Here is a 22,395-nt window from a genome sequence, read left to right on the forward strand (position 1 = left end):
GAGGCCTGCGATGGAGACTTGGGATTGTGTGATTGTCGGCGCGGGACATGGCGGTGCGCGAGCCGCCCATACCCTGCGTCAGGCTGGATTCGAGGGCAGCATCGCGCTGATCGGTGACGAGGCGGAACTGCCTTATGACCGACCCAGCGTGTCCAAGGATTACCTGTCCGGCAAGAAATGCTTTGATCGGATCGGGCTACACCCGGAAAGCTTCTGGAGCACGCGCGAGATTGATCTGCGCCTGAAAACCCGGGTCGTCTCGGTGGCGGCCGAGGCCCATAGCGTGACCTGCGACAATGGCGAGATGCTAGGCTACCGTCATCTGATCTGGTCCGCCGGCGGCGCGCCCCGGCGGCTTGCCTGTCCCGGCGCCGATCTGCCCGGCGTGTATTACCTGCGCAGCAAGGGTGACGCGGATGCGCTGATGGCCCATCTTGATCGCGCAAGCTGCGCTGTGATTATCGGCGGCGGCTATATCGGGCTTGAGGCGGCAGCGGTGCTGCGCGCTAAGGGGATCGCGGTCACTTTGCTCGAAGCGCAGGAGCGCGTGCTCGCCCGGGTCACGGCGGAACCGGTCTCGGAATTCTACCAATCGCGTCACCGCGCCGAGGGCGTGGATCTGCGCCTCTCCAGTGCCGTGTCGGCGATCCTGGGCACCGAGGCCGTCGCCCGGGTGCAACTGAGCGATGGTGAAGAGATTGCGGCTGATCTGGTGATCGTCGGGGTCGGGATCATCCCCGAAACCGGGGCGCTGGAGGCCGCCGGGGCGGAGATCTCCAACGGCATTCTTGTCGATGACACATGCCAAAGCAGCCTGCCCGACATCTATTGCATCGGCGATTGCGCCCTGTTGCGCGACGGGCCTGGGGTCCGGATCGAATCCGTGCAGAACGCTAATGATCAGGCCGCAACCGTGGCCAAAGCGATCTGCGGTGACCCCCAGCCCTATCGCGCCCTGCCCTGGTTCTGGTCGAACCAATATGACCTGCGCTTGCAGACCATCGGGCTCAATGTCGGGTTTGATGATTGGGTGCTGCGCGGCGATCCCGCCTCCGGTGCCTTCTCGCTGGCCTATCTCAAGGCGGGCAAGCTGATCGCCATTGACTGCATCAACCGCCCGAAGGATTACGTGCAGGGCCGCAAGCTGATCGAGGCCGGGCTGACCCCCGCCCGTGAGACGCTGGCTGATATTTCGGTGCTGCTGACCGATCTTCTGCCCGCCGCCGTCACCTCGGTGGCCTGATTTTGCATGCCCGGTTCGCCGGGTTTCTGACCTGACAGCGATCATGGACTCGGAAATTCCCCGGCGTTCAGCGGCGGGTCTGCTTCCCTCGCCATGACATGCCGTCGTGACTTCACAAAGCAAACCACTAATCTCGGTCGACTTTCGCCGCCAAGGGCGCGGGACCAACACGGGCCCGGCTCCCAGGAGAAATCCGGCTCACTGTTTTCCGGACTTGAAAACCTTGTCGAAATAGGGTGCCGGCGCAACCTTGACACGGATTTCGCGTAGGCTATGCGCATCGACGGTGGCACGTTTGCTGCCGGGCTCGCCCCAGAGCATGGCCAGTTCGGTGCCCGGTTCGGCATCGTCCAGCCCGACGATCCCAAGCGAGATCATCTTGTTGTTGAGCGCGGTAAAGCCCGGCCAAGTCGAGAAGCCAGTGATATTACCATTGCGCAGCAGCGTGTCGGCCTGGAAGGTCGCATACATCGGCATCGGCATGGCGATGAACTGCGCGCCGCCATCCCGGCGAAAGATCGCATCGCCCATCACTCGCGCGACGTCTTCGTCATTCCATTCCAGCGTCACCTTGGTCCGGCTCTGGTTGGCCTTCTTCTCTTCCAGCGCGGCGGCGCCGATGAAGTCGCGATCCCAGTCCACCAGACCGCCATAGCCGATCTCGATCGGATCGACATAGTAATCCTCGACCTTGTCGGACAGCATGCTGCCGCCCAGCGAGGCCACGGATTCCAGGAAATAGGCGCTCAGCCATTCGCGATAGGGCAGCATCTCGGCGCTGGAATAGATTGCCGGGATCGGCATCGGCAGCCAGCCCGAATGCTGTGCCGTGGTGGAATAAGCCATGGCGCCGACCTTGCGCATGCCGTATTTCGCGCCGACTTCGTCAAAGGCCTCGCGCACCGCCTGCTGATGATCCCAGGCACCATAAAGCTCAAAGCCTGGCGTGCCCGCCATCCCGTGACGCAGCGCGCGCACCGGCTTGTCGGCAATCGTCATGTCTCCCATGCGGAAGAACTTGATATCGGGCAGCGTGCCGCCGGTGATTTCGCGCATCAGCTCCAGCGCCTGCGGGCCCTGAATCTGGAAACGGAAGCTGTGGCGGGGACGCTGGCCGATCGACCAGTTGTCATCCTTGGTCGCCTTCACATCGTAGTTCGAGCTTTCGGTGTGATAAAGCAGCCAGTCGCTCGCAAAGGGCGCGCCGACAACGCGAAAGAAGGTCTCGCTTTCGCGGAACAGGATTGCATCGGCGATGAAATTGCCGTCATGCCCGGCCAGCACGATCTGCTTGGCGCGCAGCTCCTGGAAGGGGTCGAATTTGTTCAATGCGATTTCCGACAGGAAAGGGATGACCTGGGTGCCATGCAGATGCAGCTCGGTCATGTGGTAGGATTGCTCCAGCAGCGCCACGCCCTCGTTCCAGGCGCGCTGCTCAGCCCGCCAGTTGGAGAATTCCGGCGGAATGCCCGGGAAGACATAGGGGCCAAGATTGGAGCTGCGCAGGAAATTCACCGCACCACCTGCATTGTTGATCAATGTCTCCAGGCTTGCGGGGCCGTTGTTCATTGTCATAGTCGTTTCCTCCCTGCACTATGATTTGGCAGCCAGATTGGCTTGACCTGTTGAAGGATGCGCGATGGACCCTGCTGGGCCGCAGGCGGCATCCGTTTTCAATATGATTGATCACCTCACTCACCGTGGTGGCAATCCTTCAGCCCTCCGCGACTTGCGTCAGACAGTTCGCTGCTTTGTAAATTCTATTCCGCAAAGGGGGATGGATCCGCACGGGTCGCGTGGTCGCCGCAGCGAAGAAATCGCGATGCTGTCGTTGGAACAAAACATGCATATTTTTCCTCCCTTGCACGCCCGCATCTCCTAGTCACGAGCTTGCGTACCATTTAGGATACGGATACCATAGGGAATGTAAATATCGTGAAACCGGGATTTGCGCCAATCAAGAAGGTGCATTCCAGCCGGACAAAAGGCCTTACATGGATCTTCAGACTGTAAACCCCGAAGACGTGATCCTCTATGCGGCTTGGGGCTGCCCCTTCTCGCATCGCCCCCTTGCGGCCCTGCATTTGCTGGGGCTGGAGGCGCATGTTCCAGTGCTCTTTGTCGAAGATATCAAACGCGAAGAGGGCTGGCGTTTTGCCACGCCGGATCTGGTCTTTGGCGCGCGCAACCTGCCCGAGCTCTACCAGATCGCCGCGCCCGGGGGAGACCACCGCCCCTCGGTGCCGATCCTGATCAACCGCGCGGCGCGGCTGATCCTCTCGACCGAATCGCTCGATATCCTGCGCTGGATCGCCACCGGTTTTGCGGGCGCCGTTCCGGTGCCGCTGGATCTGTGTCCGGAACCGCAGCGTGACGAGATCGCCGCGCTTGTCAGCTTCATCCACGACCGGATCACACGCGCGGTCTATCGTGTCGGGCTGACCCGGGATCAACAGGTCTATGAAACCGAATGCCGGGCGCTGTTCGACGCCCTTGACGATATCGAGCAGCGGCTTAGGGGGAATGACTACCTGCTGGGCGCAACGCCGAGCGAGGCGGATCTGGTGTTGTTCCCAACGCTGGTGCGGTTCGATGCGATCTACGGGCCGCTGTTTCGCTGTTCGCTGGCGCGGGTCACCGATTATCCTGGGCTCTCTGCCTATCTGCGCCGTTGTCTCGCGATCCCCGGCCTGGCAGCCAGCTTTGATCTGGGCCGCGCCAAGACCAATTACTTCCGTAGCATCATCCATCGCCCGGACGGCGCGTTTGAGATCAACCCCTCGGGGATCGTGCCGCTATAACGGTTGCCCCATATTTCGAAAGGAATCCCAATGCCGACATATTCCTACCGCCTCACGCTGACGCCCATTGATCCGGCCAGCGGCGACAGTAGCGGCGATGCGGTGACCGCCGAACTGGAAAGCCATGACGATATCGCAGAGATCATCGCCAAGCTGCGCAGGCGGCCAGATCTCGATGGAAATGAAGCCGCCGTTCTGGGATTGGGATTGAAGAGCCTCGGCTGGGTGCTGCTGCGGCACAAAAAGTCGCCTTTCTATGCCGGACTCCTGGGGCAGCTAGGCACCTTCATCAAATCGCTGAAAACAGCGGGCTGAAACTGCCGTTGGGCGGAGGCGGGACCTACTGCTATTCCAATTCAGCGACCGGGCGGTTGTTCGTCGTTTCACTGAGCACAGGCTGCCGCGGGTGGCACACCCGGGCCGCGCCTGAACCCTCCGGTTTCGTGCCTGAGCTGGACCAGATCGTTGACGAATTTCAGTGACGCGCTCTAGCGTTGGATTGGCTCGGAGGCTGGTGGCCCAATCATCAGGCGCAACATTTCGTCCAGCATTTCGCCGGATGTGTTAACTTTCAGAAACCCTGAGATCCCACCATAGGTCACTTCTAGAACGAGGCCCCCAAGATTGAGGGGTGAAATCCGTGTCGGCGAAATATTCAGTTTTTCCGCCAGAAGCTCTCCGACACCTTTCCACTGCGAATAGAAGATGTGCAGCTGAGGATTTTCGGTATCACCATCATGGATGGTGCGCCGCACGAATTCGATTGCGATGGTGCCCCATTTCTGATTGGCGCTGCGGGCATCGCTCCAGCTTTTCAAAGCCTGGAGTATGCTCTCAACATCCTGCAGCGGTGCAAACAACTCGGTCAATTCCTCAACATCATTAGATGCATTGGTTTGCAGCAGTTGCAGAAGGATGTCTTCCTTGCTGTTGAAATTCGAGTAGAAGGCCCCCTTCGAAAACCCGGCCTCCTCCGCGATCATTTCCACTGATGCGCCATCATAACCGTAGCGCGACACCACTTCGAAGGCAGAATCGAGCAATCTCTTACGAGTGAGAGCCTGGCTTTCAGCGCGCGAAAGTCTTTTTCTATTTGGAGCAGGAGGGGTCATGGGATCCCTTTTTCCTTTCGTTACAGTGCGGTTAGTTGAAGCCGGCAATCAGGCATATCGCCGCCCAGAACAAAGGGTATTCAGGACCCATGTTCTGCCAGCGCCAATTCATACCATTAATCTTCACAACCGCAAACGCAGCCCCCGCCAATACGATTGCGCCGGCCAATCCACCGAGTCGTGGTACGACACCGACACCCAGACCGACGAGCGCAACAAGTTCCATTGCAATCGCCGCCACTAAAAAGACCGCGCCCGGCCTCAGTCCGGCAGCTTCAAACGTTCCTTGTGCCTTAGCGAAGTGAGTGACTTTCCCGAACAGGTGAGGGACAAACCAAGCTCCGCACAAGATCTGAGTGAGGCGAAAAATGTCAATGTTATCCGTCAATTGTTGTCCCTTCGTGAGGTATGGTGCAGGCAGCAATGCAAAGGTTGCAAATAAATGGTATCTGGAGACCGAACGGGATGTCAATGGTCCGCTCCGTCTTTTTTTCACGTGGTGGCAATTGACTCGGAGCCCTCAATCCAACATACTCAATGGTATCCAGACACTAACAGTATCCCTTTAGGGGCGTGCTTTATGAGGATGGAGCCGGGAGGGAGAGCCCGGCAGAAGCCAGATCGCAAGGGAGGAGACGCGATGTCGCTAGATTATTTGAACCCGGACGCACTATTCAGCGATCCCTATCCGGTGTTTGCGCGGTTGCGTCAGGAGGCTCCGGTACACTTCTATGAAGGGACACATGAGTTTCTCGTGACCCGCTATGATGATTGCCGCGCCGTTGGCAGCAATGATAAAGTTTTTGGGCCGGCGGCGACCGAGGGGCGCCCGGAATTCCGCGTCATGGGCACCCCCAATGTGCTGACCATGTCCGGCGAAAGCCATCAGAACCTGCGCAAGGGAATCGACGCGATCGTCGATCAGCCGCATGTGCGCGGCTATGTGGATCAGCTGACGCGGCCGGTGGTGCAACGTTTCCTGGACGAGTTGAAACCCAAGGGCGAGGCCAATCTGACCACCGAACTGTTCGAGCCGATCTCGGTGCGCTGCATCGGCGATGCGCTTGGCTTTACCGACACGCCCCTGGAAAATCTCTATGAGTGGTTCTACGCCATGGCCGATGGGCTGGCGCTCGGGGCCGGGGCGCCGTTCCCCGATCCGCAGGCGGTCTGGGACCGGCTGGATCGCACGAATGCGGATATCAACAAACATTTCGGCGCACTTTACGAGGCCTGTCTGGCCAAGCCGCGTCCGCAGGCGATCACCAACCATATCATCTATGGTGGCATGGCCGATGGAAAGGTGCGCAGCTTCGAGGAACTGCTGCCGACGATGCGGGTGATCTTCCTTGGTGGTTTCCAGGAACCGGGCCACGCTGCCGCGAATGCCGCCGCAGGTCTCCTTGCCGACGAGGGACAGCGCAATGCGATGCTGGAGGCGCCCGAGGATCTGGCGATGAAAGCCTTTGACGAAGGGCTGCGCTGGATCGCTCCGATCGGCGTCACCCCGCGCGTGGCGAGCGAGGATTTTGAGCTGAACGGCGTCAGGATCCCGGCGGGATCGACCGTCGCCATCGTCATGGCCTCGGCCAATCGCGACGAGTCGCGTTTCGACAATCCCGACAAGTTCGACATGTTCCGCAAGAAGAAGCCGCATCTGACCTTTGGCTTCCGACCGCATTTCTGCTCGGGCCACTTCCTGAGCCGCGCAATGGGCGAAATCATTATGACTGAAGTGTTCAAGCAGCTGCCGAACATCCGTCTTGACCCCGAAAAGGAGGTGGTCGCTAGCGGCTGGCGCTTCCGGGGCGTCAAGGAACTCCACGCGAAATGGGACGCCTGATGACCCTGATTATCGACTGCCACGGTCACTTCACGACCGAACCGCAATATCACCACGACTACCGCAAGGCGCAGGTCGCCTTTGCCGAGGGCAAGGGTGCACGGCCCGAGTATCCCGGAATTCCCAACGAGGAACTCTCCGAGATCATCGCGGCGAACCAACTCAAGATGCAGCAGGAACGGGGCTCTGATGTAACCATCATCTCGCCCCGGGCCAGCGGCATGGGCCATCACGTTGGCGATGCGGATGTGGCGGGCGAATGGGCACGGGTCTCCAACGACAATATCAAGCGTATCTTTGACATGTACCCGGAGAATTTCGCCGGGGTCTGCCAACTGCCGCAAACGGTGGAGGGTGATCTGGCGCCGGTGATCGCCGAGCTGGAGCGCTGCGTGGATGAGGGGTTTGTAGGTTGCAACCTGAACCCCGACCCGTCCGGGGGGAAATGGTCGGCGCCGCCGATCTATGATCCGTGGTGGGATCCGCTCTGGCAGGCGATGGTGCGGCTGGATGTGCCGGCGATGATCCATGTCTCGGGTTCCTGCGAGCGTTGCCTGCATACCACGGGCGCCCATTACATCAATGGCGATACGGCGGTGTTCATGCAGCTCATTCAGGGGGATCTGTTCGAACGCCACCCGGATCTGCGTTTGATCATCCCCCATGGCGGTGGCGCGGCGCCCTATCACTGGGGCCGCTACCGGGGGCTGTCGATGATGTTGGGCAAGCCCACGCTGGCCGAGCACCTGATGGGCAATCTCTATTTCGACACCTGCGTCTATCACCAGGCCGGGATCGAGACGCTGTTCAAGGTGGTCGACAGAAAGAACATCCTGTTCGGCTCGGAATTGCTGGGCGCGGTCAAGGCGACCGATCCCGAAACCGGCCACCCGTTCGACGACACCAAACGCTATATCGACAAGCTGCCTCTGGACGAGGCCACCCGACATGCCGTGTTCGAAGGCAATGCGCGGCGGGTCTATCCGAAACTGGATGCAAGACTGAAATCGCAGGACCGGTGACGGCAGGGCCGTTACAGCACTGATATCTATAGGAGAAGATGCAATGGCAGAGCTTACCAAGTTCCGCTTCGCGGGTGGCGCTCAGGGTTTCAACTGGCTGCCCGTTTTCGTCGCCGGGGAATTCGGCCTTTTTGAGAAATACGGGCTCGACATCGAGTACAAGAAAATGGGCGGCGTGGCCCTGGCGACCAAGGCGGTGCTGGAGGGTGAGGCCGATCTGGCGATCACCCCGCCCGAGGGCGCGCTGTCGGATTATGTCGCCGGGGGCGATCTGCGCATTATCGCGGCCAACGCGGTGCGGCTGCCGATGTCGCTCGTGGCCAAGCCCGCGATCGCCGAGCTGGCCGAGCTGAAGGGCGCGAAGATCGGCACCTCCTCGCTGACCGAGGGCACCGCGATCTACACCCAGATCCTGCTGGCAGAGGCCGGTCTGTCCTATCCGGGCGATTATGAATTCGAGCTGGCAGGGATCCACACCACCCGCTGGGAGGCTTTGCAGGCGGGCACCATCGACTGCGCCCCGCAACCGGCGCCTTGGAACTTCATGGCCGAGCGCGAGGGGTACAATCTGATCGGCGAGGTCTGCGAGGCCATCCCCGAGGTAATCTTTACCGGGCTGATCGGCAATGCCGCCTGGCTGGCCGAGAATCAGGACACGGTGGCGCGGCTGCTGGCGGCCCTGCGCGAGGCCCATGACATCACCAATGATCCGGCACGCACTGAGGAGGTCCTGCCGATCTTCCAGCGCATCACCACCAAGGACGACGCCGAGCTGGCCCGCAAGGGGCTGGTCTATATGCGCGATATGGGGATGTGGCCGGCAGGACTGGCGATTTCCGACAAGGCGCTGGATGCGTCGATCGACCTGATGATCCGGGCCGGGTTGCTGGATGAGTCAGTTCGGGACAAGGCGCGCGGCGCCTTTGAGACGCGCTATCTTTCCACTCGGGCGGCGTGAGGTTGGATATGGCAAAGGTTGTAACCAATGCCCCCCGGTCAGAGGCGGCGCTTTGCGCGGCACTGGGGGAGCTGGGCGTGGCCACTGTGCATGAGGCACAGGGTCGGCGCGGCCTGCTGGCGCCGCGCATCCGTCCAATCCAGGACGGCGCGCGGATCGGCGGCAATGCGGTAACCTGCGAGGTGGCGCCGGGCGATAACTGGATGATCCATGTCGCGATGGAACAAGCGCGGCCCGGCGATATTCTGGTCGTCACCCCGACCAGCCCTTGCGATGACGGCTATTTCGGCGATCTCCTGGCCAGCTCGGCCAAGGCGCGCGGGGTTCTAGGGCTGGTGATTGACGCCGGGGTGCGGGATGTGCGCGACCTGCGGGACATGGGCTTTCCGGTCTGGGCCAAGGGCGTCTTTGCCCAGGGCACGGTCAAGGAAACGCTGGCCGATGTGCAGGTGCCGGTGGTCTGCGCCGAGGCGCTGATCCATCCCGGTGATGTGATCGTCGCCGATGACGATGGGGTCTGCGTGGTACGCCGCGAAGAGGCCGAAAACGTGCTGGAAAAAGCCCGTGCACGCGAGGCGATGGAGGCTGGCAAGCGCCAGTTCTACGAGAATGGCCAGCTGAGCCTCGACATCAACAACATGCGGGAGCGTCTTGCCGAGAAGGGGTTGGTCCATGAGTGATACAGTCACACCACGCCGGGTTGTCACTGGCATTCGCGATGGCAAATCGGTTTTCGTCTCCGACGGGCCGGCGGCCAATGCGCATCACTACGCGTCCCTGCCGGGGCATATGACCTCGATTCTTTATGCCACCGCCGCCATGCCCGATCTGCCGCAGGATGTGGGAGAACAGGCGCCGCCGCGGATGCCGGTGCCGCCCCTACCGGGCGAGACCCGGTTGATGATCGTGACCTTTCCGCCCGACAGCGTCTTTGTCGAGGCCAATATCGAGGATGCGATTGCCGAACAGGCCGAACATATTCCCGGGCTGATCGACGCGTTCGAAGCCGACGCGCCGGGCATGCACACCACCGACAGCGTGGATTACGACATCGTGCTGGATGGCGAGATCTGGCTGGAGCTGGACGATGGTGCCGAAACCCGACTGAGCCAGGGCGATGTGGTGGTGCAATGCGGCACCCGCCATGCCTGGCGCAACAAAAGCGACCGGAACGCAACCCTGTGTTTCGTACTGATCGGGGCGGCGCGCTAAGCTGCGCCGCCCCGATCATCCAAACCACATCTCAAAGACCTGAATTGGAGGAGAGCCAATGGGAAAATTCACACTCATTACGCGCGCGGGCGAGGCGATCCAGATCGCCGGTCGCGCCGATGTGCCGTTGATGGAAATCATCCGCGACGAGGGCCATGACGAATTGATGGCGATGTGCGGCGGCTGCATGTCCTGCGCCACCTGCCATGTCTATATCGACGACCTGCCGAATGGTCAGACCCTGCCCGAGCTCGGCCCCGATGAGGACGCCATGCTCGACGCTTCGGACTATCGCAAACCCAGTTCCCGCCTGAGCTGCCAGGTGCCGTGGCGCGACGAACTGTCCGGCGTGACCGTTCACATCGCGCCAGAGGAATAAGAGCATGGGCGAGAAGAGAATAGCGATTGACTTAGATACCATAAGGTATTAGGATACTATTGGGTTTGTCTGGAGGGCCGCATGCGGCGATGCAGATCCGATCAGGGAGAAAAACAATGAAATATACCACATCACTCATGTGCTCCGCCGTTGCCGCGGTGGCGCTGACGGTCGGCACGTCTGTGTCTGCCGATACGATCAAGATCGGGGCCAGCGCCCCCAAAAGCGGTCCGCAGGCGGGCGCTGCATCGGCGGTTTACTGGCCAACGCTGGAGCTTTGGGTTCACAATGTGAATGAAGCAGGCGGGCTGGATGTCGGCGGCGAAAAGATGATGATCGAACTGATCGCCTATGACGACAAATCGCAGCCCGACGAGGCGGTGAAGAACATACAGCGCCTGACAACCCAGGACAAAGTTGACTTCCTCGCCGCGCCCTACACAACCGGACTGAACCTGGCCACCGCACCGCTTATTGCGCGGGCTGGGCTGCCGCAAATCGTGGCCACCGGCAATCTCAACAATCTTGAGCCCTTCGTGTCGAAATGGCCGAATACCTTCTGGCTGCTGGGGCGTTCATCGGATCTGTCCACCGGCATCGTCGGGACATTGACCGAGATGCGCGAGAAAGGCGAAGTCGGCAGCAAGGTCGCGCTGGTTCACGTCGGCGATGCCTTCGGTCTGGAAATGATGGCGGGCGGCAAACCCGCTTTCGAAGAAGCCGGGTTCGAAATCGTCTACGAAAGCTCCTACCCGCTGGGGACGCAGGATCTGGCGCCGGTCATCTCCAGCGCCAACGCCTCCGGTGCGGATGCGTTCGTGGCCTACTCCTACCCGCCGGATTCCTTTGCCCTGACCGAACAGGCGCAGGTGCAGGGCTTCAACCCGGATGTCTTCTACGTCGGTGTCGGTGGCGCTCTCACTGGCTTTGGCGAACGCTTCGGTAACAGCGTCGAGGGGGTGATGGCCATGGGCGGCATTGATCCGACATCTGAGGCGTACAAGACGTTCCGGGAGCAGCAGATCGAGGTCACCGGCGTGGCTCCCGACTATTGGGCCAACCCAGTTGTCTATGCCAGCATGGAAATCCTCGGCGCGGCGATCGAACGGGTGGGAAGCCTCGACAAGGCCACGGTGATCAGCGAAATCCAGACCGGAAGCTTTGTCACCGTCATTGGCGAAGTCTCTTTTAGCGACAATATCGTTGAGCAAGTATGGAACGTCGGTCAATGGCATGATGGTACATTCTATGGTGTCAACGCCAAGGGTCTGAAGCCTGCCGCCGAGCCCTTTGTCAAACCCGCCTGGTCCAACTGACCCGGCCACTCGCAAAACCGGTGGGGCCGCCCCGGGCCGCCTCGCCGGATGATAGGGCGAACTCCATGACTATTCTTGTGACAGGCATCCTGCTGGGCGGGACGTATGCTTTGATCGCGCTTGGCCTGACCCTGCAATATGGCGTCGCGCGGATCATGAACCTCTCCAACGGCGAAACGCTGGTTGCCGCCTGTTTCTCGGCCTGGCTGCTGTTTACCACCACCGGCATCAACCCGCTCTGGGGGCTGCTGATCATCGCGCCGCTGGGTTTTGTCGCGAATGGCGCGATCTATCTGGGGCTGCTGCGGCCTTTGGTGCGGCGCGCCACCAGCCAGGGCATGCTGGAGGTCGACTCGATCCTCGCCACGTTCGGGCTGCTGTTCCTGTTCGAAGGGCTGATGCATCTGGGCTTTGGCGGCGCCTATTTCAACTATCAGTTCCTCGCCGTGCCCTTTAAGTTTCTGGGCGGCAGCTATGCGCTGAACCGGATCACCGCCTTCGGCGCGGCGGCGGCGATTGCCCTGGCGCTCTATCTGTTTCTCTACAAGACCCGGATGGGCACGGCGGTACGTGCTGTCGCCGTTGATCCCGAGGCGGCGCGTCTGGTTGCCATTGATGTCGGGCTGATCGCGGCCTTTGCCTTTGGCCTGGGCGGGGCGATCACCGCCTGCGGTGGGGTACTGCTCTCGACCTTCTATACGTTCAATGCCTCGATGGGCGCGGTCTTCACGATGAAAGCGCTGATCATCGTGATCATGGGAGGGGTTGGCGACGTGCGCGGGGCGGTGATTGCCGCGCTGATCCTTGGCGTGATGGAAACCCTGGTGGCCAGCCTGATCGACCCAGGCCTGACACTTGCGGCGACCTATGGGCTGTTTGTGCTGATCCTGCTGTTCCGCCCACAAGGACTTTTCGGAGGTGCCGCCGGATGAGCCGTTTTGAAATCAACCTGATGCTGCTAGCGGGGATCGCCATTACCTGCTGCGCGGCATTGCCCTTCATGACCGAAGGCTTCTATCTGACGCTGGCAGTGAATATCGCGCTCTATATTGCGCTCTGCACCGCCTGGACGCTGTTTTCCGGCCCAACGCATCTTGTCTCGCTGGCGACCGCCGCCTTTTTCGGCATCGGCATCTATGCCACTGCCATCGGCATCGAGTATCTGCCCTTCCCGCTGGCGATCCTTTGCGGGGGCCTTGCAGGGGCGCTATTTGCCGCTGCGGTGGGGGCGATGACGCTGCGCCTGTCGGGGGTCTATTTCGTGATCTTCACGCTGGGCCTAGCCGAACTGGCGCGTCAGATCGTGACCTATCTGCAAACCAAGATCTTCGGCTCCATCGGCCTGTTCGTACTGACCGATCACACCGAGGGCGATCTGTTCTATTATCTGCTTGCGCTGATCGTGGCGATTTTCGTCACCGGCTGGCTGATCGGGCGGTCGCGGCTGGGATTTGCCATGCGTGTGATCGGGAATGATGAGTTGGTGGCGAAGCATTTCGGCATCGAGGTGGCGCGCTCCAAGATCATCCTTTTCGTGATCTCAGGGGGCTTCATCGCCATGGCCGGGGCGATCATGGCGCCGCGCTATGCCTATGTCGAACCGGCTTCGGCCTTTAATGCCACGATGAGCTTCATGGTGGTGATCATGGCGCTGCTGGGCGGCACCCGGCGTCTGTGGGGGCCGCTGGTCGGGGTGGTGCCTTTCACCATTGTCACCGATTTCATCTCGGCCAACTTCCCCGAGCACATCAACATCATGATCGGTCTTGCCTTCCTGCTGATCGTCTATCTGCTCAAGGACGGGGTTTCCGGCCTGATCGACAAAGCGATGCGCACACGGCGCGGCACCAGATTGCAAGGAGCGAAATCATGACGACGCCGATTTTGCAGATTGACTACCTGCGCAAGGAGTTCGGCGGGCTGGTCGCGGTGAATGATGTGTCCTTCGCGGTCGCCGAAGGCGAGCTTTTGGGGCTGATCGGGCCGAACGGGTCGGGCAAGACCACGACGATGAATCTGATCTCGGGCGCTATGCCCGCGACCGCCGGGACGATCCGGTTGGACGGACAGTCGATCAGTGAACTGACGGCGGCGGCGATTTCGCGGGCCGGGGTTGCGCGCACCTTTCAGCTGGTGCGGATCCTGCCCGAGATGTCGGCGATCGAGAATGTCATCGCCGGGGGCGTCTATTCCCGCGCCAACCGCTGGGGGCCAGAGGCTGAGACCCGCGCCCGCGAGTTGCTGGCGCGTGTGGGGCTGGAGGAACGCAGCGAGCTGGCGCTCTCGGCGATGACCTATATCGACCAAAAGCGGGTCGAGCTGGCCCGCGCGCTGGCTGCCGATCCGCGGCTGTTATTGCTGGATGAATGGCTGGCCGGGCTCAACCCGACCGAGCTTCAGATGGCCATCGGGCTGATCCGCTCGATCCATGACGAGGGCATGACCATCATCATGGTCGAACATGTCATGGATGCGATCCGGTCGCTCTGCGACCGCTGCGTGGTGATGAGTTCCGGCACCAAGATCGGCGAGGGCGCCACCGCTGATGTGCTGTCGGATCCGCATGTGATGGCGGCCTATCTGGGAGAAGAATAGATGCTCGAAATCCAAAATGTCTCCGTGCGCTATGGCCGTCACCAGGCGCTGTTCGATATCGCCGCCCAGGTCGAACGTGGCAAGATCACCGTTCTACTGGGCACCAATGGGGCCGGTAAATCGACCTTTCTGAAAGCGCTTGGCGGGCTGGTACCGACCGGACCCGGGGCCTCGATCAAGCTGGGCGGAGTGGAAATCGCAGCTATACCCGCCCATCGCCGGGTCGAGGCGGGGCTGGCGCTGGTGCCCGAGGGGCGCGGCATTTTCGGCAAGCTATCAGTGGCGGAGAACCTGCATCTGGGCGGCTTTGCCCATCGCGCCCGCACCGATGAGAAGGAGCGTCTGGAGCGGGTGCTGGACCTTTTCCCGCGGCTGCGCGAACGAATGCCGCAGATTGCCCGCACCATGTCAGGCGGCGAACAGCAGATGGTGGCGATGGGGCGGGCGATGATGTCCCACCCGGATTTCCTGCTGCTGGATGAGCCCTCCTTGGGTCTGTCGCCGCTACTGTCCAAGGATATGTTCAAATCCTTGCGCCGGATCGCGAGTGAGGCGGATGTCGGCATTTTGCTGGTCGAGCAGAATGCCAAGCTGAGCCTGGAGATCGCCGATTACGGTTATCTGCTGGAAAACGGCCATATCGTCGGCCAGGGCCCCGCCGAGGAGCTGCGCAGCAGCCCTGCCGTGTTGCGCGCCTATCTGGGTGAAGAGGTGGTACCCGCCTGATCAAACCCCACACGACCAGAGGAGGAAGAAACATGAAACATGGATTCCGTCATTTGGCCGCGGCCGAGCTACCACGCCTGTCCCGGTTCGAGTTGGTGGTAAACAGGTGATGTTGGCCTTCGCGCGAAGCCCGCAGGAGGCGGTCTTTCTGTCGGCGGTGTTCTGCGGCTGTCTGGCCTTGGCACTGTCCGGGTTACTGAGGTGGCGCGGGTCGCCGAGAGTCCCGACCGATCTACAAATCCCAGCGTTCTTCGTCCTGGCGTACTGGCTCACATACAATCGTGTACCGAGTCTCCCGCCGGTCGGCGCCGTCAACAAGCTGTTTTACATCGCGGTCACCGGCGCGGCGGCCGGGCTGCTCCTAGAGGCATGCGGTCTAACCGCAAAACTGCGCTGGTTTTTCCTCGGGTTTCCGATCGTAGCAGCGGTTTTTATCGGGCAATCCCGGTTGAGCACCGCGCCCCACGAAGTGGTTCTCGCCGCGGGGCTCGGGGCCTTGGTGTTCGACCTTCTGATCCGAGAGATGCTCCGGTCCGATGGTGAGACGGATCTGAGGCCGGCCATTATGCTAGCCATTGCGAGCACCGGCTTCGCACCGATCGCGCTTTTGGGTGCGTCGTCGTCCAGCCTCCAACTCTGCTTATCTCTGGCAGCGGCGATCGGTGGCATCTTGGCCTGGCATCTGTTCCATCCACGATTTTCGTTCGGAGCAGCTTCATTGCTTGGCGGCGCCGGCGCATTAGTGGCGGTGGGACAGACGGTCGCTATGATTACGCGCAAGGTCGACTTACTCGCGCTTTTTATACTCGGCTTGGTGTTCGTTGTTCCGCTTGTTGGGGAACGTCTTCTAAGTCAGAGACCTGTCACCAGGCCGGCGATCAGAACGCTCCGGTTTGCCGCGCTTTGCCTGATTCCGGCACTGGCGGCAGTTTCACTGGCGATTCTGCGCTACGACGGGAACTTTCCCGTTTGAGTAATCCAGGAACCCACCATTCATCTCAGGGAGGAAACCAGATGAAACATTACCTGTCCGCCGCAATCCTAACTGCCCTGGCCGGGATCTCGCCCATTTCCCAGGTTGCGGCGGAACCGCTCAGCTACGACATCGACCTCGTGCATTCGGGTATTTCTTTCCGCATCAACCACCTCGGGTTTTCCGACGTGATCGGTATGGCGCGTGATTTTTCCGGCGCGTTTGTATTCGACGCCGATGCCCCGACGGAGGGCGCCAGTCTGGACGTCACGGTGAAAGTCGGCAGTCTATTCACCAACAACGCCCAAAGGGATAGCGATATTCAGGGCGCAGATTGGTTCAACGCCGTCGAATTTCCGGAAATCACCTTTACCGGGACGGATTACGAGGCAACCAGTGACGCGGGAGGGAAGATCACCGGCGACCTGACCATCATCGGCGTGACGAAAGCGGTCACGCTCGACGTCAAGCTAAACGGCACCGGTAACAACCCCTGGGATGGAAGCCGGGTTGCCGGTTTTGGCGCAACGACTACCATCAAGCGTAGCGATTTCGGGCTAACCAGCGGCATCCCGCAAATCGGCGATGAGGTCGAACTGACCATTCAGGTAGAAGGCCGCGGCCGGGAATAACCCGTCTTTTAAAAACCGTGCGGCAGTCTTTGCACTGGCGCACGGGCCTGACTCCAGGCGCTGTCGCCGTGGTTACAGAGGAATAATACCGGAGGGATTGATCTCGAACGGACCGTCGGGGCGATGAATGATGCTGCTGTAATAGTTGGCCTTGGCACGCTCCAGATTCAGGCTTGCGGCAAGTGACGGATCAGCGAGGCAGCGGTCGAGGTAGGACGACAGTGATGGGTAATCTGCAATACGCGCAAGCGAACAGCGGAAAAGCGGCCCATCGCATCCCTCATCGAAGATGAGATCGGCAACGGCGACCAATGTGTCGAGCATGAAATTCGCGCCCAAGCCGCCGGTTCGCTCCATGATGCAATCGCGAGAGGAACCGTCCTTGTTGGAGAAAATCTCAACTCGTATGGGATCCAGCGCTTGCGGGCGTTCAAGCTGCGTTTTTTCCACGGGCAATAGCATAGGTCTTGCCGATCCCCTGCGCCAGTGCAAACAACGCCGCTCCAACGCCGAGTGTCTCGGTTGCACCAATGATAATCAGCGTCTTACCGACGAGCGGCCCGCATCTGCGTAGCGCTGCATAAGAGGTGCCGAGATAGCTGAAGAGACTTGCCTGCCGGAATTCCACATTGTCCGGGATCTTGACCAGCGCGTAGGCCGGTGCGGTTGTATATTCGCAGAAGCCGCCTTGCTTGTAACGCGTAAAGACGCGCAGGCTCTTTTCGTTGTAACCGAAGTAACCGTTCAGGGTCCAATGATCACATTTCTGAGGCTGCCCCGAGGGGCAGAACGCGCAGCCATCACAGGAGCGCCCCGGGTTCTCTTAGGCACGATCACCGACCTTGACCGACATGACCTTTTCGCCGACCTCATGAAAGATGCCCACGGCATCGAGGTCATGGATCGCCGGGGGAGCGACAATAGCATCTGCGGATACCAGCTCTCCCAATTCGCCAACACATTGGCCAAGTTAGGCACCATGCCGCAAGCACGAACCTCCACAACCACATCGGATCCGATCACCCGAGGCTTTTCAACCTCGTCAATTTGCATCGGCGTACCTACCTTGTGAAGCCGTGCTGCTTTCATCATTTCCATAACGCCCTCCTCCTGTCCGAGTCCATCGGCATTCCCCATGCTCCCAGATCCCGTAGGTATGCAAATATCACTTAGTATTTTTAAAACTTGCTCGATGAAGCCTTCAGATGCAATCAGTTTTGCAAAACGGTTGCCGTTACCGCTGCTTGCACAGCACCGCGGCTCACACAGTTGACATTACTGACGGTTTTTGCATACCTAATGGTATCTCATATGTCGCAGATGTGGTTGCCATCGCAAACCAGGAACATAGATGGCAATTTCCCAATGCTGCAGCCTGCCACGGTTGGGTCTTTCATCCAGCTTCTGTCACGCATCAACAGACCATCTTCCGGGAGGAATTTAATCAGTGAAACTAGGAACACCAAAAGAAACATTCCCGGGCGAGAACCGAGTTGCATTGACGCCGGATTCGGCAAAGCAGTTGCAGAAGTTGGGCCACGAATGCTATATCGAAGCCGGGGCTGGTGCCGCGGCAGGGTTCGCGGACGCGATGTACGAAGCCGCAGGGGTGAGCGTGGTCCAGACCGCCGCCGAACTGTGGAAAGAAGTCGACATCATCGCCAAGGTGCGCCAGCCCAATGAAACCGAGCTGAAGCGTCTGACCGCCGAGAAGACCCTAATTTCGTTCTTCAATCCGGCCGGCAACAAGGACGGTCTGGAACTGGCGAAATCCAAGGGGGCCACCGTCATCGCGATGGAAATGGTCCCGCGTATTTCGCGCGCCCAGAAGATGGACGCCCTTTCGTCCATGGCCAATATCGCGGGCTACCGCGCCGTGATCGAAGCCGGCAACAACTTTGGCCGCTTCTTCACCGGTCAGGTGACCGCCGCCGGCAAGGTGCCGCCCGCCAAGGTGCTAATTGTTGGTGCCGGTGTGGCCGGTCTGGCCGCCATCGGGACATCGACATCGCTTGGTGCGATCACCTATGCCTTCGACGTGCGCCCCGAAGTGGCGGAGCAGGTCGAATCCATGGGTGCCGAATTCGTCTATCTGGACTTCGAAGAAGCGCAGCAGGACGGCGCGGCCACCGGCGGTTACGCATCCGTGTCCAGCCCGGAGTTCCGCGAGGCCCAGCTGGCCAAGTTCCATGAACTGGCCTCCCAGGTGGACATCGTGATCACCACCGCGCTGATCCCGAACCGCGAGGCGCCGGAACTGTGGACCGAGGACATGGTCAAGGTCATGAAGCCCGGCTCTGTCATCGTCGACCTTGCCGCTGAAAAGGGCGGCAACTGCAAGCTGACCGTAGCGGACGAAAAGATCGTCACCGACAACGGTGTGACGATCATCGGCTACACCGATTTCCCGTCGCGCATGGCCACGCAATCGTCGATCCTTTACGCCACCAACATCCGTCACATGATGGCCGACCTGACGCCCGAAAAGGACGGCGTGGTCAACCACAACATGGAAGACGACGTGATCCGTGGCGCGACCGTCACCCACAAGGGTGAAATCACCTGGCCGCCGCCGCCGCCCAAAGTGGCTGCAATCGCGGCGCAGAAGCCCAAGGAAAAGGTCAAGGAACTGTCGCCCGAAGAAAAACGGGCCAAGGAAATTGCCACCTTCAAGGCCGAAACCAAGCGTCAGGTCACCCTGCTGGGTGTCGGTGGCGGACTGCTTCTGGCCGTGGGTCTTGTGGCACCCGCCAGCTTCATGCAGCACTTCATCGTGTTCGTCCTGTCCGTCTTCATCGGCTTCCAGGTGATCTGGAACGTGTCGCATTCGCTGCACACGCCGCTGATGGCTGTGACCAACGCGATCTCCTCGATCATCATTCTGGGCGCGCTGATGCAGATCGGCTCCGGCTCGTTCCTGGTGATCCTTCTTGCCGCCCTGTCGGCCTTCATGGCCGGCATCAACATCTTCGGCGGCTTCCTCGTGACACGGCGCATGCTCGCCATGTTCCAGAAATCGTAAAGCGGGGTAGGGACCTATGGAATTCGGTTTCACCACGGCGGCCTATGTGGTCGCGGCTGTTCTCTTCATCCTGTCGCTCGGCGGTCTGTCGGGTCAGGAAAGCGCAAAACGCGCCGTCTGGTACGGTATCGTGGGCATGGCGCTGGCGGTCTTCGCCACGCTGATCGGCCCAGGTTCCGGCCTGTGGCTGCTGTCGGTCACCCTGATCGCGGTGGGCGGCATCATCGGCTGGTACGTGGCCAACAAGGTCGAAATGACCGAAATGCCGCAGCTTGTCGCCGCCATGCATTCGCTGGTGGGTCTGGCAGCGGTCTTTGTCGGCTTCAACGCGCATTTCGAAATGGCGAACGTCGCGGCCATCATGGCCAATGCGCCCACCTCGCTGAACGAAGCGGGCCTGCTGGCCTGGGTGCATGAACAGCACCTTGGCACCTTTGCCGAACTGATCGTACACAAGACCAGTGTGGAGCTTTCTATCCTCAAGGTCGAACTGTTCCTCGGCATCTTCATCGGTGCCGTGACCTTCACCGGATCGGTCATTGCCTATGGCAAGCTGGCCGGCAAGATGACCTCGGCGGCCAAGAAACTGCTCGGCGGCCACGTGCTCAACGCCGGCGCGGCGATCATCTCGGTCCTGGCGCTGATCTGGTACTTCAATACGGGCGGCCTGCTGCCGGTTCTGGTCATGACCGCGATGGCGCTGTTCATCGGCTACCACCTGATCATGGGCATCGGCGGCGCCGACATGCCCGTGGTGGTGTCGATGCTCAACTCCTACTCGGGCTGGGCCGCGGCGGCGATCGGTTTTTCGCTTGGCAACGACCTTCTGATCGTTGTCGGCGCGCTGGTCGGTTCCTCGGGCGCGATCCTGTCCTACATCATGTGCAAGGCCATGAACCGGTCTTTCGTCTCGGTGATCCTCGGCGGCTTTGGCGGCACGACGGGCTCGGCGATGGAAGTCGAGGGCGAACATAAGCCCATTGACGTCGACGGTGTGGCGGCCGCACTGGACGAAGCCGACAGCGTCATCATCATCCCCGGCTACGGGATGGCGGTTGCGCAGGCACAGCAGAACGTGGCGGAACTGACCCGCAAGCTGCGCGCCAAGGGCAAGAAAGTCCGCTTTGCGATCCACCCGGTCGCGGGCCGTCTGCCCGGCCACATGAACGTGCTTCTGGCCGAAGCCAAGGTGCCCTACGACATCGTTCTGGAAATGGACGAGATCAACGAGGACTTCCCGGATACGGACGTTGTCATCGTGATCGGGTCGAACGACATCGTGAACCCCGCCGCGCAGGAAGATCCGAACAGCCCGATCGCCGGGATGCCGGTTCTGGAATGCTGGAAGGCCAAACAGGTCTTCGTGTCCAAGCGTGGTCAGGGTACCGGCTATTCGGGCATCGAAAACCCGCTGTTCTACAAGGATAACACGCGCATGTACTATGGCGACGCCAAGGACAGCATCGGCGCACTTCTGGCCACAGTCTAATGCGGAAATAGAATCAATCTGTTGCTGCGAATACCGACTTGATTGAATTACGCCCTCTCCAACCTCCCTGTGAGCGCTACCTTGGCGGTACCGTTATCTCTTCGGTGCCGCCCTTTTCCGAAAGAACGATTGAACGGACCATAATGTTTGCGAGACGGACCATCCCGTGACCTGCGTATCGGCAGGCATTCCATTCCGGCGATCTCGCGCCGTTCCAAGAATTCTTCTCTGCGCTTTTGAATCTAACATATATCGCGTGGCGATATTTCGCGCACCGTGTCCGTTTTGCGGGCATGAACTTGCGGGACCGTGTAGCACTGAACATCCAGGACTTGAGACGCGCCCGCGGCCTCAGCCAGGAGGAGCTTGCTCATCGGGCCAACGTGAGCCGCGGCTATATGGGCAAGGTCGAGAACGCCAAGTTCGCGGCCTCCCTCGACCTTCTCGAACGCATCGCCCGGGCGCTGAATGTCGACTCCGAAGAGCTTTTCACGAAACGCTAGCCAATATTTGCCAGCTCCTGACGCGTCCTCGATTGGAACGTCTCAAAAGGTAGACAATTGGAGATGAAGTCGTGATCACGATCCATGGCAGGAAACATTGGCTGTGGCGTGCGATCGACGCGGATGGAGACGTCCTCGATATTCTCGTGCAAACACGCCGCAATGCCAAAGCAGCAAAGCGCTTTTTCCAAAGATTGGTTTCACAGTTTGGCGAGCCGAGGGTGGTCATAACTGACAAATTGCGTAGCTATATCAAACCGGTCAAAACACTGGCCTCGAACGCTGACCATCGCGCGCACAAGGGCTTGAACAACGCGATCGAAGTGTCGCACCGGCCGACACGTAAACGAGAGAAGATCTTCGGCAAATTCAAATCCCACCGGCAGGCCCAAAGGTTTTTGGCCGCCCATGACCAGATCAACTTGCTCTTCCGTCCTCGCCGTTATCAACTGAACGCAACTTCATACCGCCACGCCCGCTCCGATGCTTTTAGGCTCTGGGCAGATTACACCGCGGAAATGGTGGCATGATCCTGCCTTTACCAAGCTTCGCAAGCTGATGCCAACAAC

General features: G+C 60.3%; 25 protein-coding genes and 2 pseudogenes. 21 read left to right on the forward strand and 6 right to left on the reverse strand.

All coding sequences use genetic code 11. The features are described 5' to 3' along the window. Nucleotides 1-10: 10 nt before the first annotated feature. Nucleotides 11-1,243 carry an NAD(P)/FAD-dependent oxidoreductase gene (locus A9D60_RS12515; RefSeq protein ID WP_065267921.1) on the forward strand — a complete coding sequence of 411 codons (1,233 nt, stop codon included), beginning with the start codon at nucleotides 11-13 and terminating at the stop codon, nucleotides 1,241-1,243. Nucleotides 1,244-1,441: 198 nt separating this feature from the next. Here the strand turns inward: A9D60_RS12515 and A9D60_RS12520 are convergent, their stop codons facing one another. Beyond that, a complete protein-coding gene (locus A9D60_RS12520) occupies nucleotides 1,442-2,818 on the reverse strand; it encodes an aminomethyltransferase family protein (RefSeq protein ID WP_083194192.1) in 1,377 nt (458 codons plus the stop codon). A gap of 419 nt (nucleotides 2,819-3,237) precedes the next feature. Between A9D60_RS12520 and A9D60_RS12525 the strand changes: the two genes are divergently transcribed. Next, entirely contained in the window at nucleotides 3,238-4,044 is an 807-nt protein-coding gene (locus A9D60_RS12525) for a glutathione S-transferase C-terminal domain-containing protein (protein ID WP_065267922.1), read from the forward strand. A 30-nt stretch (nucleotides 4,045-4,074) separates the two neighbouring features. After that, a complete protein-coding gene (locus A9D60_RS12530; protein WP_065267923.1) occupies nucleotides 4,075-4,359 on the forward strand; it encodes a DUF3861 domain-containing protein in 285 nt (94 codons plus the stop codon). Between the two features lie 173 nt (nucleotides 4,360-4,532). Here A9D60_RS12530 and A9D60_RS27230 read toward each other — a convergent pair whose 3' ends face one another. After that, nucleotides 4,533-5,156, reverse strand: a complete 624-nt coding sequence (locus A9D60_RS27230; protein ID WP_065267924.1) for a TetR/AcrR family transcriptional regulator — start codon at nucleotides 5,154-5,156, stop codon at nucleotides 4,533-4,535. Nucleotides 5,157-5,187: 31 nt separating this feature from the next. Continuing rightward, entirely contained in the window at nucleotides 5,188-5,628 is a 441-nt protein-coding gene (locus A9D60_RS12540; protein ID WP_217492056.1) for a DoxX family protein, read from the reverse strand. A 168-nt stretch (nucleotides 5,629-5,796) separates the two neighbouring features. Between A9D60_RS12540 and A9D60_RS12545 the strand changes: the two genes are divergently transcribed. The 13 genes from A9D60_RS12545 to A9D60_RS12605 all read left to right on the forward strand — a co-directional run bounded on the left by A9D60_RS12545 (nucleotide 5,797) and on the right by A9D60_RS12605 (nucleotide 16,812). Beyond that, nucleotides 5,797-6,999, forward strand: coding sequence for a cytochrome P450 (locus tag A9D60_RS12545; RefSeq protein ID WP_065267925.1), 1,203 nt, complete (start codon nucleotides 5,797-5,799; stop codon nucleotides 6,997-6,999). Continuing rightward, on the forward strand, nucleotides 6,987-8,021 hold the full coding sequence (locus A9D60_RS12550; RefSeq protein WP_254656690.1) for an amidohydrolase family protein: 1,035 nt from the start codon (nucleotides 6,987-6,989) through the stop codon (nucleotides 8,019-8,021). The genes A9D60_RS12545 and A9D60_RS12550 overlap by 13 nt, the downstream gene beginning before the upstream one ends. Before the next feature lie 43 nt (nucleotides 8,022-8,064). Then, complete coding sequence (locus tag A9D60_RS12555) at nucleotides 8,065-8,979, forward strand: ABC transporter substrate-binding protein (RefSeq protein WP_065267926.1); 915 nt, start codon at nucleotides 8,065-8,067, stop codon at nucleotides 8,977-8,979. A gap of 8 nt (nucleotides 8,980-8,987) precedes the next feature. Next, nucleotides 8,988-9,659, forward strand: a complete 672-nt coding sequence (locus A9D60_RS12560) for a 4-carboxy-4-hydroxy-2-oxoadipate aldolase/oxaloacetate decarboxylase (protein WP_065267961.1) — start codon at nucleotides 8,988-8,990, stop codon at nucleotides 9,657-9,659. Beyond that, nucleotides 9,652-10,191, forward strand: coding sequence for a cupin domain-containing protein (locus tag A9D60_RS12565; RefSeq protein ID WP_065267927.1), 540 nt, complete (start codon nucleotides 9,652-9,654; stop codon nucleotides 10,189-10,191). Before A9D60_RS12560 ends, A9D60_RS12565 begins: the two co-directional genes overlap by 8 nt. Nucleotides 10,192-10,249: 58 nt before the next feature. Further along, nucleotides 10,250-10,570 carry a 2Fe-2S iron-sulfur cluster-binding protein gene (locus A9D60_RS12570; protein ID WP_065267928.1) on the forward strand — a complete coding sequence of 107 codons (321 nt, stop codon included), beginning with the start codon at nucleotides 10,250-10,252 and terminating at the stop codon, nucleotides 10,568-10,570. Nucleotides 10,571-10,686: 116 nt separating this feature from the next. Beyond that, nucleotides 10,687-11,886 carry an amino acid ABC transporter substrate-binding protein gene (locus A9D60_RS12575; protein ID WP_065267929.1) on the forward strand — a complete coding sequence of 400 codons (1,200 nt, stop codon included), beginning with the start codon at nucleotides 10,687-10,689 and terminating at the stop codon, nucleotides 11,884-11,886. Nucleotides 11,887-11,951: 65 nt separating this feature from the next. Continuing rightward, a complete protein-coding gene (locus tag A9D60_RS12580) occupies nucleotides 11,952-12,818 on the forward strand; it encodes a branched-chain amino acid ABC transporter permease (RefSeq protein ID WP_065267930.1) in 867 nt (288 codons plus the stop codon). Next, entirely contained in the window at nucleotides 12,815-13,759 is a 945-nt protein-coding gene (locus A9D60_RS12585) for a branched-chain amino acid ABC transporter permease (RefSeq protein ID WP_065267931.1), read from the forward strand. Before A9D60_RS12580 ends, A9D60_RS12585 begins: the two co-directional genes overlap by 4 nt. After that, nucleotides 13,756-14,481 (forward strand): ABC transporter ATP-binding protein, encoded by a 726-nt coding sequence (locus A9D60_RS12590; RefSeq protein ID WP_065267932.1) that lies wholly within the window; start codon nucleotides 13,756-13,758, stop codon nucleotides 14,479-14,481. The genes A9D60_RS12585 and A9D60_RS12590 overlap by 4 nt, the downstream gene beginning before the upstream one ends. Continuing rightward, on the forward strand, nucleotides 14,482-15,207 hold the full coding sequence (locus A9D60_RS12595) for an ABC transporter ATP-binding protein (protein ID WP_065267933.1): 726 nt from the start codon (nucleotides 14,482-14,484) through the stop codon (nucleotides 15,205-15,207). Nucleotides 15,208-15,316: 109 nt separating this feature from the next. Next, a complete protein-coding gene (locus A9D60_RS12600; protein ID WP_065267934.1) occupies nucleotides 15,317-16,180 on the forward strand; it encodes a hypothetical protein in 864 nt (287 codons plus the stop codon). Nucleotides 16,181-16,221: 41 nt separating this feature from the next. Then, a complete protein-coding gene (locus tag A9D60_RS12605; RefSeq protein WP_065267935.1) occupies nucleotides 16,222-16,812 on the forward strand; it encodes a YceI family protein in 591 nt (196 codons plus the stop codon). Between the two features lie 72 nt (nucleotides 16,813-16,884). Here the strand turns inward: A9D60_RS12605 and A9D60_RS26850 are convergent, their stop codons facing one another. The 3 genes and pseudogenes from A9D60_RS26850 to A9D60_RS27350 all read right to left on the reverse strand — a co-directional run. Next, on the reverse strand, nucleotides 16,885-17,262 hold the full coding sequence (locus A9D60_RS26850; protein ID WP_217492057.1) for a hypothetical protein: 378 nt from the start codon (nucleotides 17,260-17,262) through the stop codon (nucleotides 16,885-16,887). Beyond that, a complete protein-coding gene (locus tag A9D60_RS26980; protein ID WP_254656691.1) occupies nucleotides 17,243-17,440 on the reverse strand; it encodes a hypothetical protein in 198 nt (65 codons plus the stop codon). The genes A9D60_RS26850 and A9D60_RS26980 overlap by 20 nt, the downstream gene beginning before the upstream one ends. A 15-nt stretch (nucleotides 17,441-17,455) precedes the next feature. Continuing rightward, a pseudogene (locus tag A9D60_RS27350) lies at nucleotides 17,456-17,605 on the reverse strand (hypothetical protein); the annotation flags it as partial. Nucleotides 17,606-17,683: 78 nt separating this feature from the next. On the opposite strand from A9D60_RS27350, the gene A9D60_RS26860 reads away from it, so the two are divergent. The 5 genes and pseudogenes from A9D60_RS26860 to A9D60_RS12635 form a co-directional block, all read left to right on the forward strand. Beyond that, nucleotides 17,684-17,884, forward strand: a complete 201-nt coding sequence (locus tag A9D60_RS26860; RefSeq protein ID WP_217492058.1) for a hypothetical protein — start codon at nucleotides 17,684-17,686, stop codon at nucleotides 17,882-17,884. A 375-nt stretch (nucleotides 17,885-18,259) separates the two neighbouring features. Further along, nucleotides 18,260-19,834 (forward strand): Re/Si-specific NAD(P)(+) transhydrogenase subunit alpha, encoded by a 1,575-nt coding sequence (locus tag A9D60_RS12620; RefSeq protein ID WP_065267938.1) that lies wholly within the window; start codon nucleotides 18,260-18,262, stop codon nucleotides 19,832-19,834. Nucleotides 19,835-19,850: 16 nt separating this feature from the next. Then, nucleotides 19,851-21,323, forward strand: a complete 1,473-nt coding sequence (locus tag A9D60_RS12625; protein WP_065267939.1) for an NAD(P)(+) transhydrogenase (Re/Si-specific) subunit beta — start codon at nucleotides 19,851-19,853, stop codon at nucleotides 21,321-21,323. A 293-nt stretch (nucleotides 21,324-21,616) separates the two neighbouring features. Beyond that, nucleotides 21,617-21,826: a helix-turn-helix domain-containing protein gene (locus tag A9D60_RS12630; RefSeq protein WP_065267940.1), complete on the forward strand. Its 210-nt coding sequence runs from the start codon at nucleotides 21,617-21,619 to the stop codon at nucleotides 21,824-21,826. Nucleotides 21,827-21,888: 62 nt separating this feature from the next. Then, nucleotides 21,889-22,356 (forward strand): annotated as a pseudogene (locus A9D60_RS12635) (IS6 family transposase); the annotation flags it as partial. Between the last annotated feature and the right edge of the window lie 39 nt (nucleotides 22,357-22,395).

This window comes from Leisingera sp. JC1, from assembly GCF_001679925.1.
GTDB lineage: Bacteria > Pseudomonadota > Alphaproteobacteria > Rhodobacterales > Rhodobacteraceae > Leisingera.

Bases quoted from the DNA above. Each gene is read 5' to 3' on its own strand.
- A9D60_RS12515 (WP_065267921.1), top strand. From the start codon at position 11: ATGGAGACTTGGGATTGTGTGATTGTCGGCGCGGGACATGGCGGTGCG.
- A9D60_RS12520 (WP_083194192.1), bottom strand. From the start codon at position 2,818: ATGACAATGAACAACGGCCCCGCAAGCCTGGAGACATTGATCAACAAT.
- A9D60_RS12525 (WP_065267922.1), top strand. From the start codon at position 3,238: ATGGATCTTCAGACTGTAAACCCCGAAGACGTGATCCTCTATGCGGCT.
- A9D60_RS12530 (WP_065267923.1), top strand. From the start codon at position 4,075: ATGCCGACATATTCCTACCGCCTCACGCTGACGCCCATTGATCCGGCC.
- A9D60_RS27230 (WP_065267924.1), bottom strand. From the start codon at position 5,156: ATGACCCCTCCTGCTCCAAATAGAAAAAGACTTTCGCGCGCTGAAAGC.
- A9D60_RS12545 (WP_065267925.1), top strand. From the start codon at position 5,797: ATGTCGCTAGATTATTTGAACCCGGACGCACTATTCAGCGATCCCTAT.
- A9D60_RS12550 (WP_254656690.1), top strand. From the start codon at position 6,987: ATGGGACGCCTGATGACCCTGATTATCGACTGCCACGGTCACTTCACG.
- A9D60_RS12555 (WP_065267926.1), top strand. From the start codon at position 8,065: ATGGCAGAGCTTACCAAGTTCCGCTTCGCGGGTGGCGCTCAGGGTTTC.
- A9D60_RS12560 (WP_065267961.1), top strand. From the start codon at position 8,988: ATGGCAAAGGTTGTAACCAATGCCCCCCGGTCAGAGGCGGCGCTTTGC.
- A9D60_RS12565 (WP_065267927.1), top strand. From the start codon at position 9,652: ATGAGTGATACAGTCACACCACGCCGGGTTGTCACTGGCATTCGCGAT.
- A9D60_RS12570 (WP_065267928.1), top strand. From the start codon at position 10,250: ATGGGAAAATTCACACTCATTACGCGCGCGGGCGAGGCGATCCAGATC.
- A9D60_RS12575 (WP_065267929.1), top strand. From the start codon at position 10,687: ATGAAATATACCACATCACTCATGTGCTCCGCCGTTGCCGCGGTGGCG.
- A9D60_RS12580 (WP_065267930.1), top strand. From the start codon at position 11,952: ATGACTATTCTTGTGACAGGCATCCTGCTGGGCGGGACGTATGCTTTG.
- A9D60_RS12585 (WP_065267931.1), top strand. From the start codon at position 12,815: ATGAGCCGTTTTGAAATCAACCTGATGCTGCTAGCGGGGATCGCCATT.
- A9D60_RS12590 (WP_065267932.1), top strand. From the start codon at position 13,756: ATGACGACGCCGATTTTGCAGATTGACTACCTGCGCAAGGAGTTCGGC.
- A9D60_RS12595 (WP_065267933.1), top strand. From the start codon at position 14,482: ATGCTCGAAATCCAAAATGTCTCCGTGCGCTATGGCCGTCACCAGGCG.
- A9D60_RS12600 (WP_065267934.1), top strand. From the start codon at position 15,317: ATGTTGGCCTTCGCGCGAAGCCCGCAGGAGGCGGTCTTTCTGTCGGCG.
- A9D60_RS12605 (WP_065267935.1), top strand. From the start codon at position 16,222: ATGAAACATTACCTGTCCGCCGCAATCCTAACTGCCCTGGCCGGGATC.
- A9D60_RS26860 (WP_217492058.1), top strand. From the start codon at position 17,684: ATGAAAGATGCCCACGGCATCGAGGTCATGGATCGCCGGGGGAGCGAC.
- A9D60_RS12625 (WP_065267939.1), top strand. From the start codon at position 19,851: ATGGAATTCGGTTTCACCACGGCGGCCTATGTGGTCGCGGCTGTTCTC.
- A9D60_RS12630 (WP_065267940.1), top strand. From the start codon at position 21,617: ATGAACTTGCGGGACCGTGTAGCACTGAACATCCAGGACTTGAGACGC.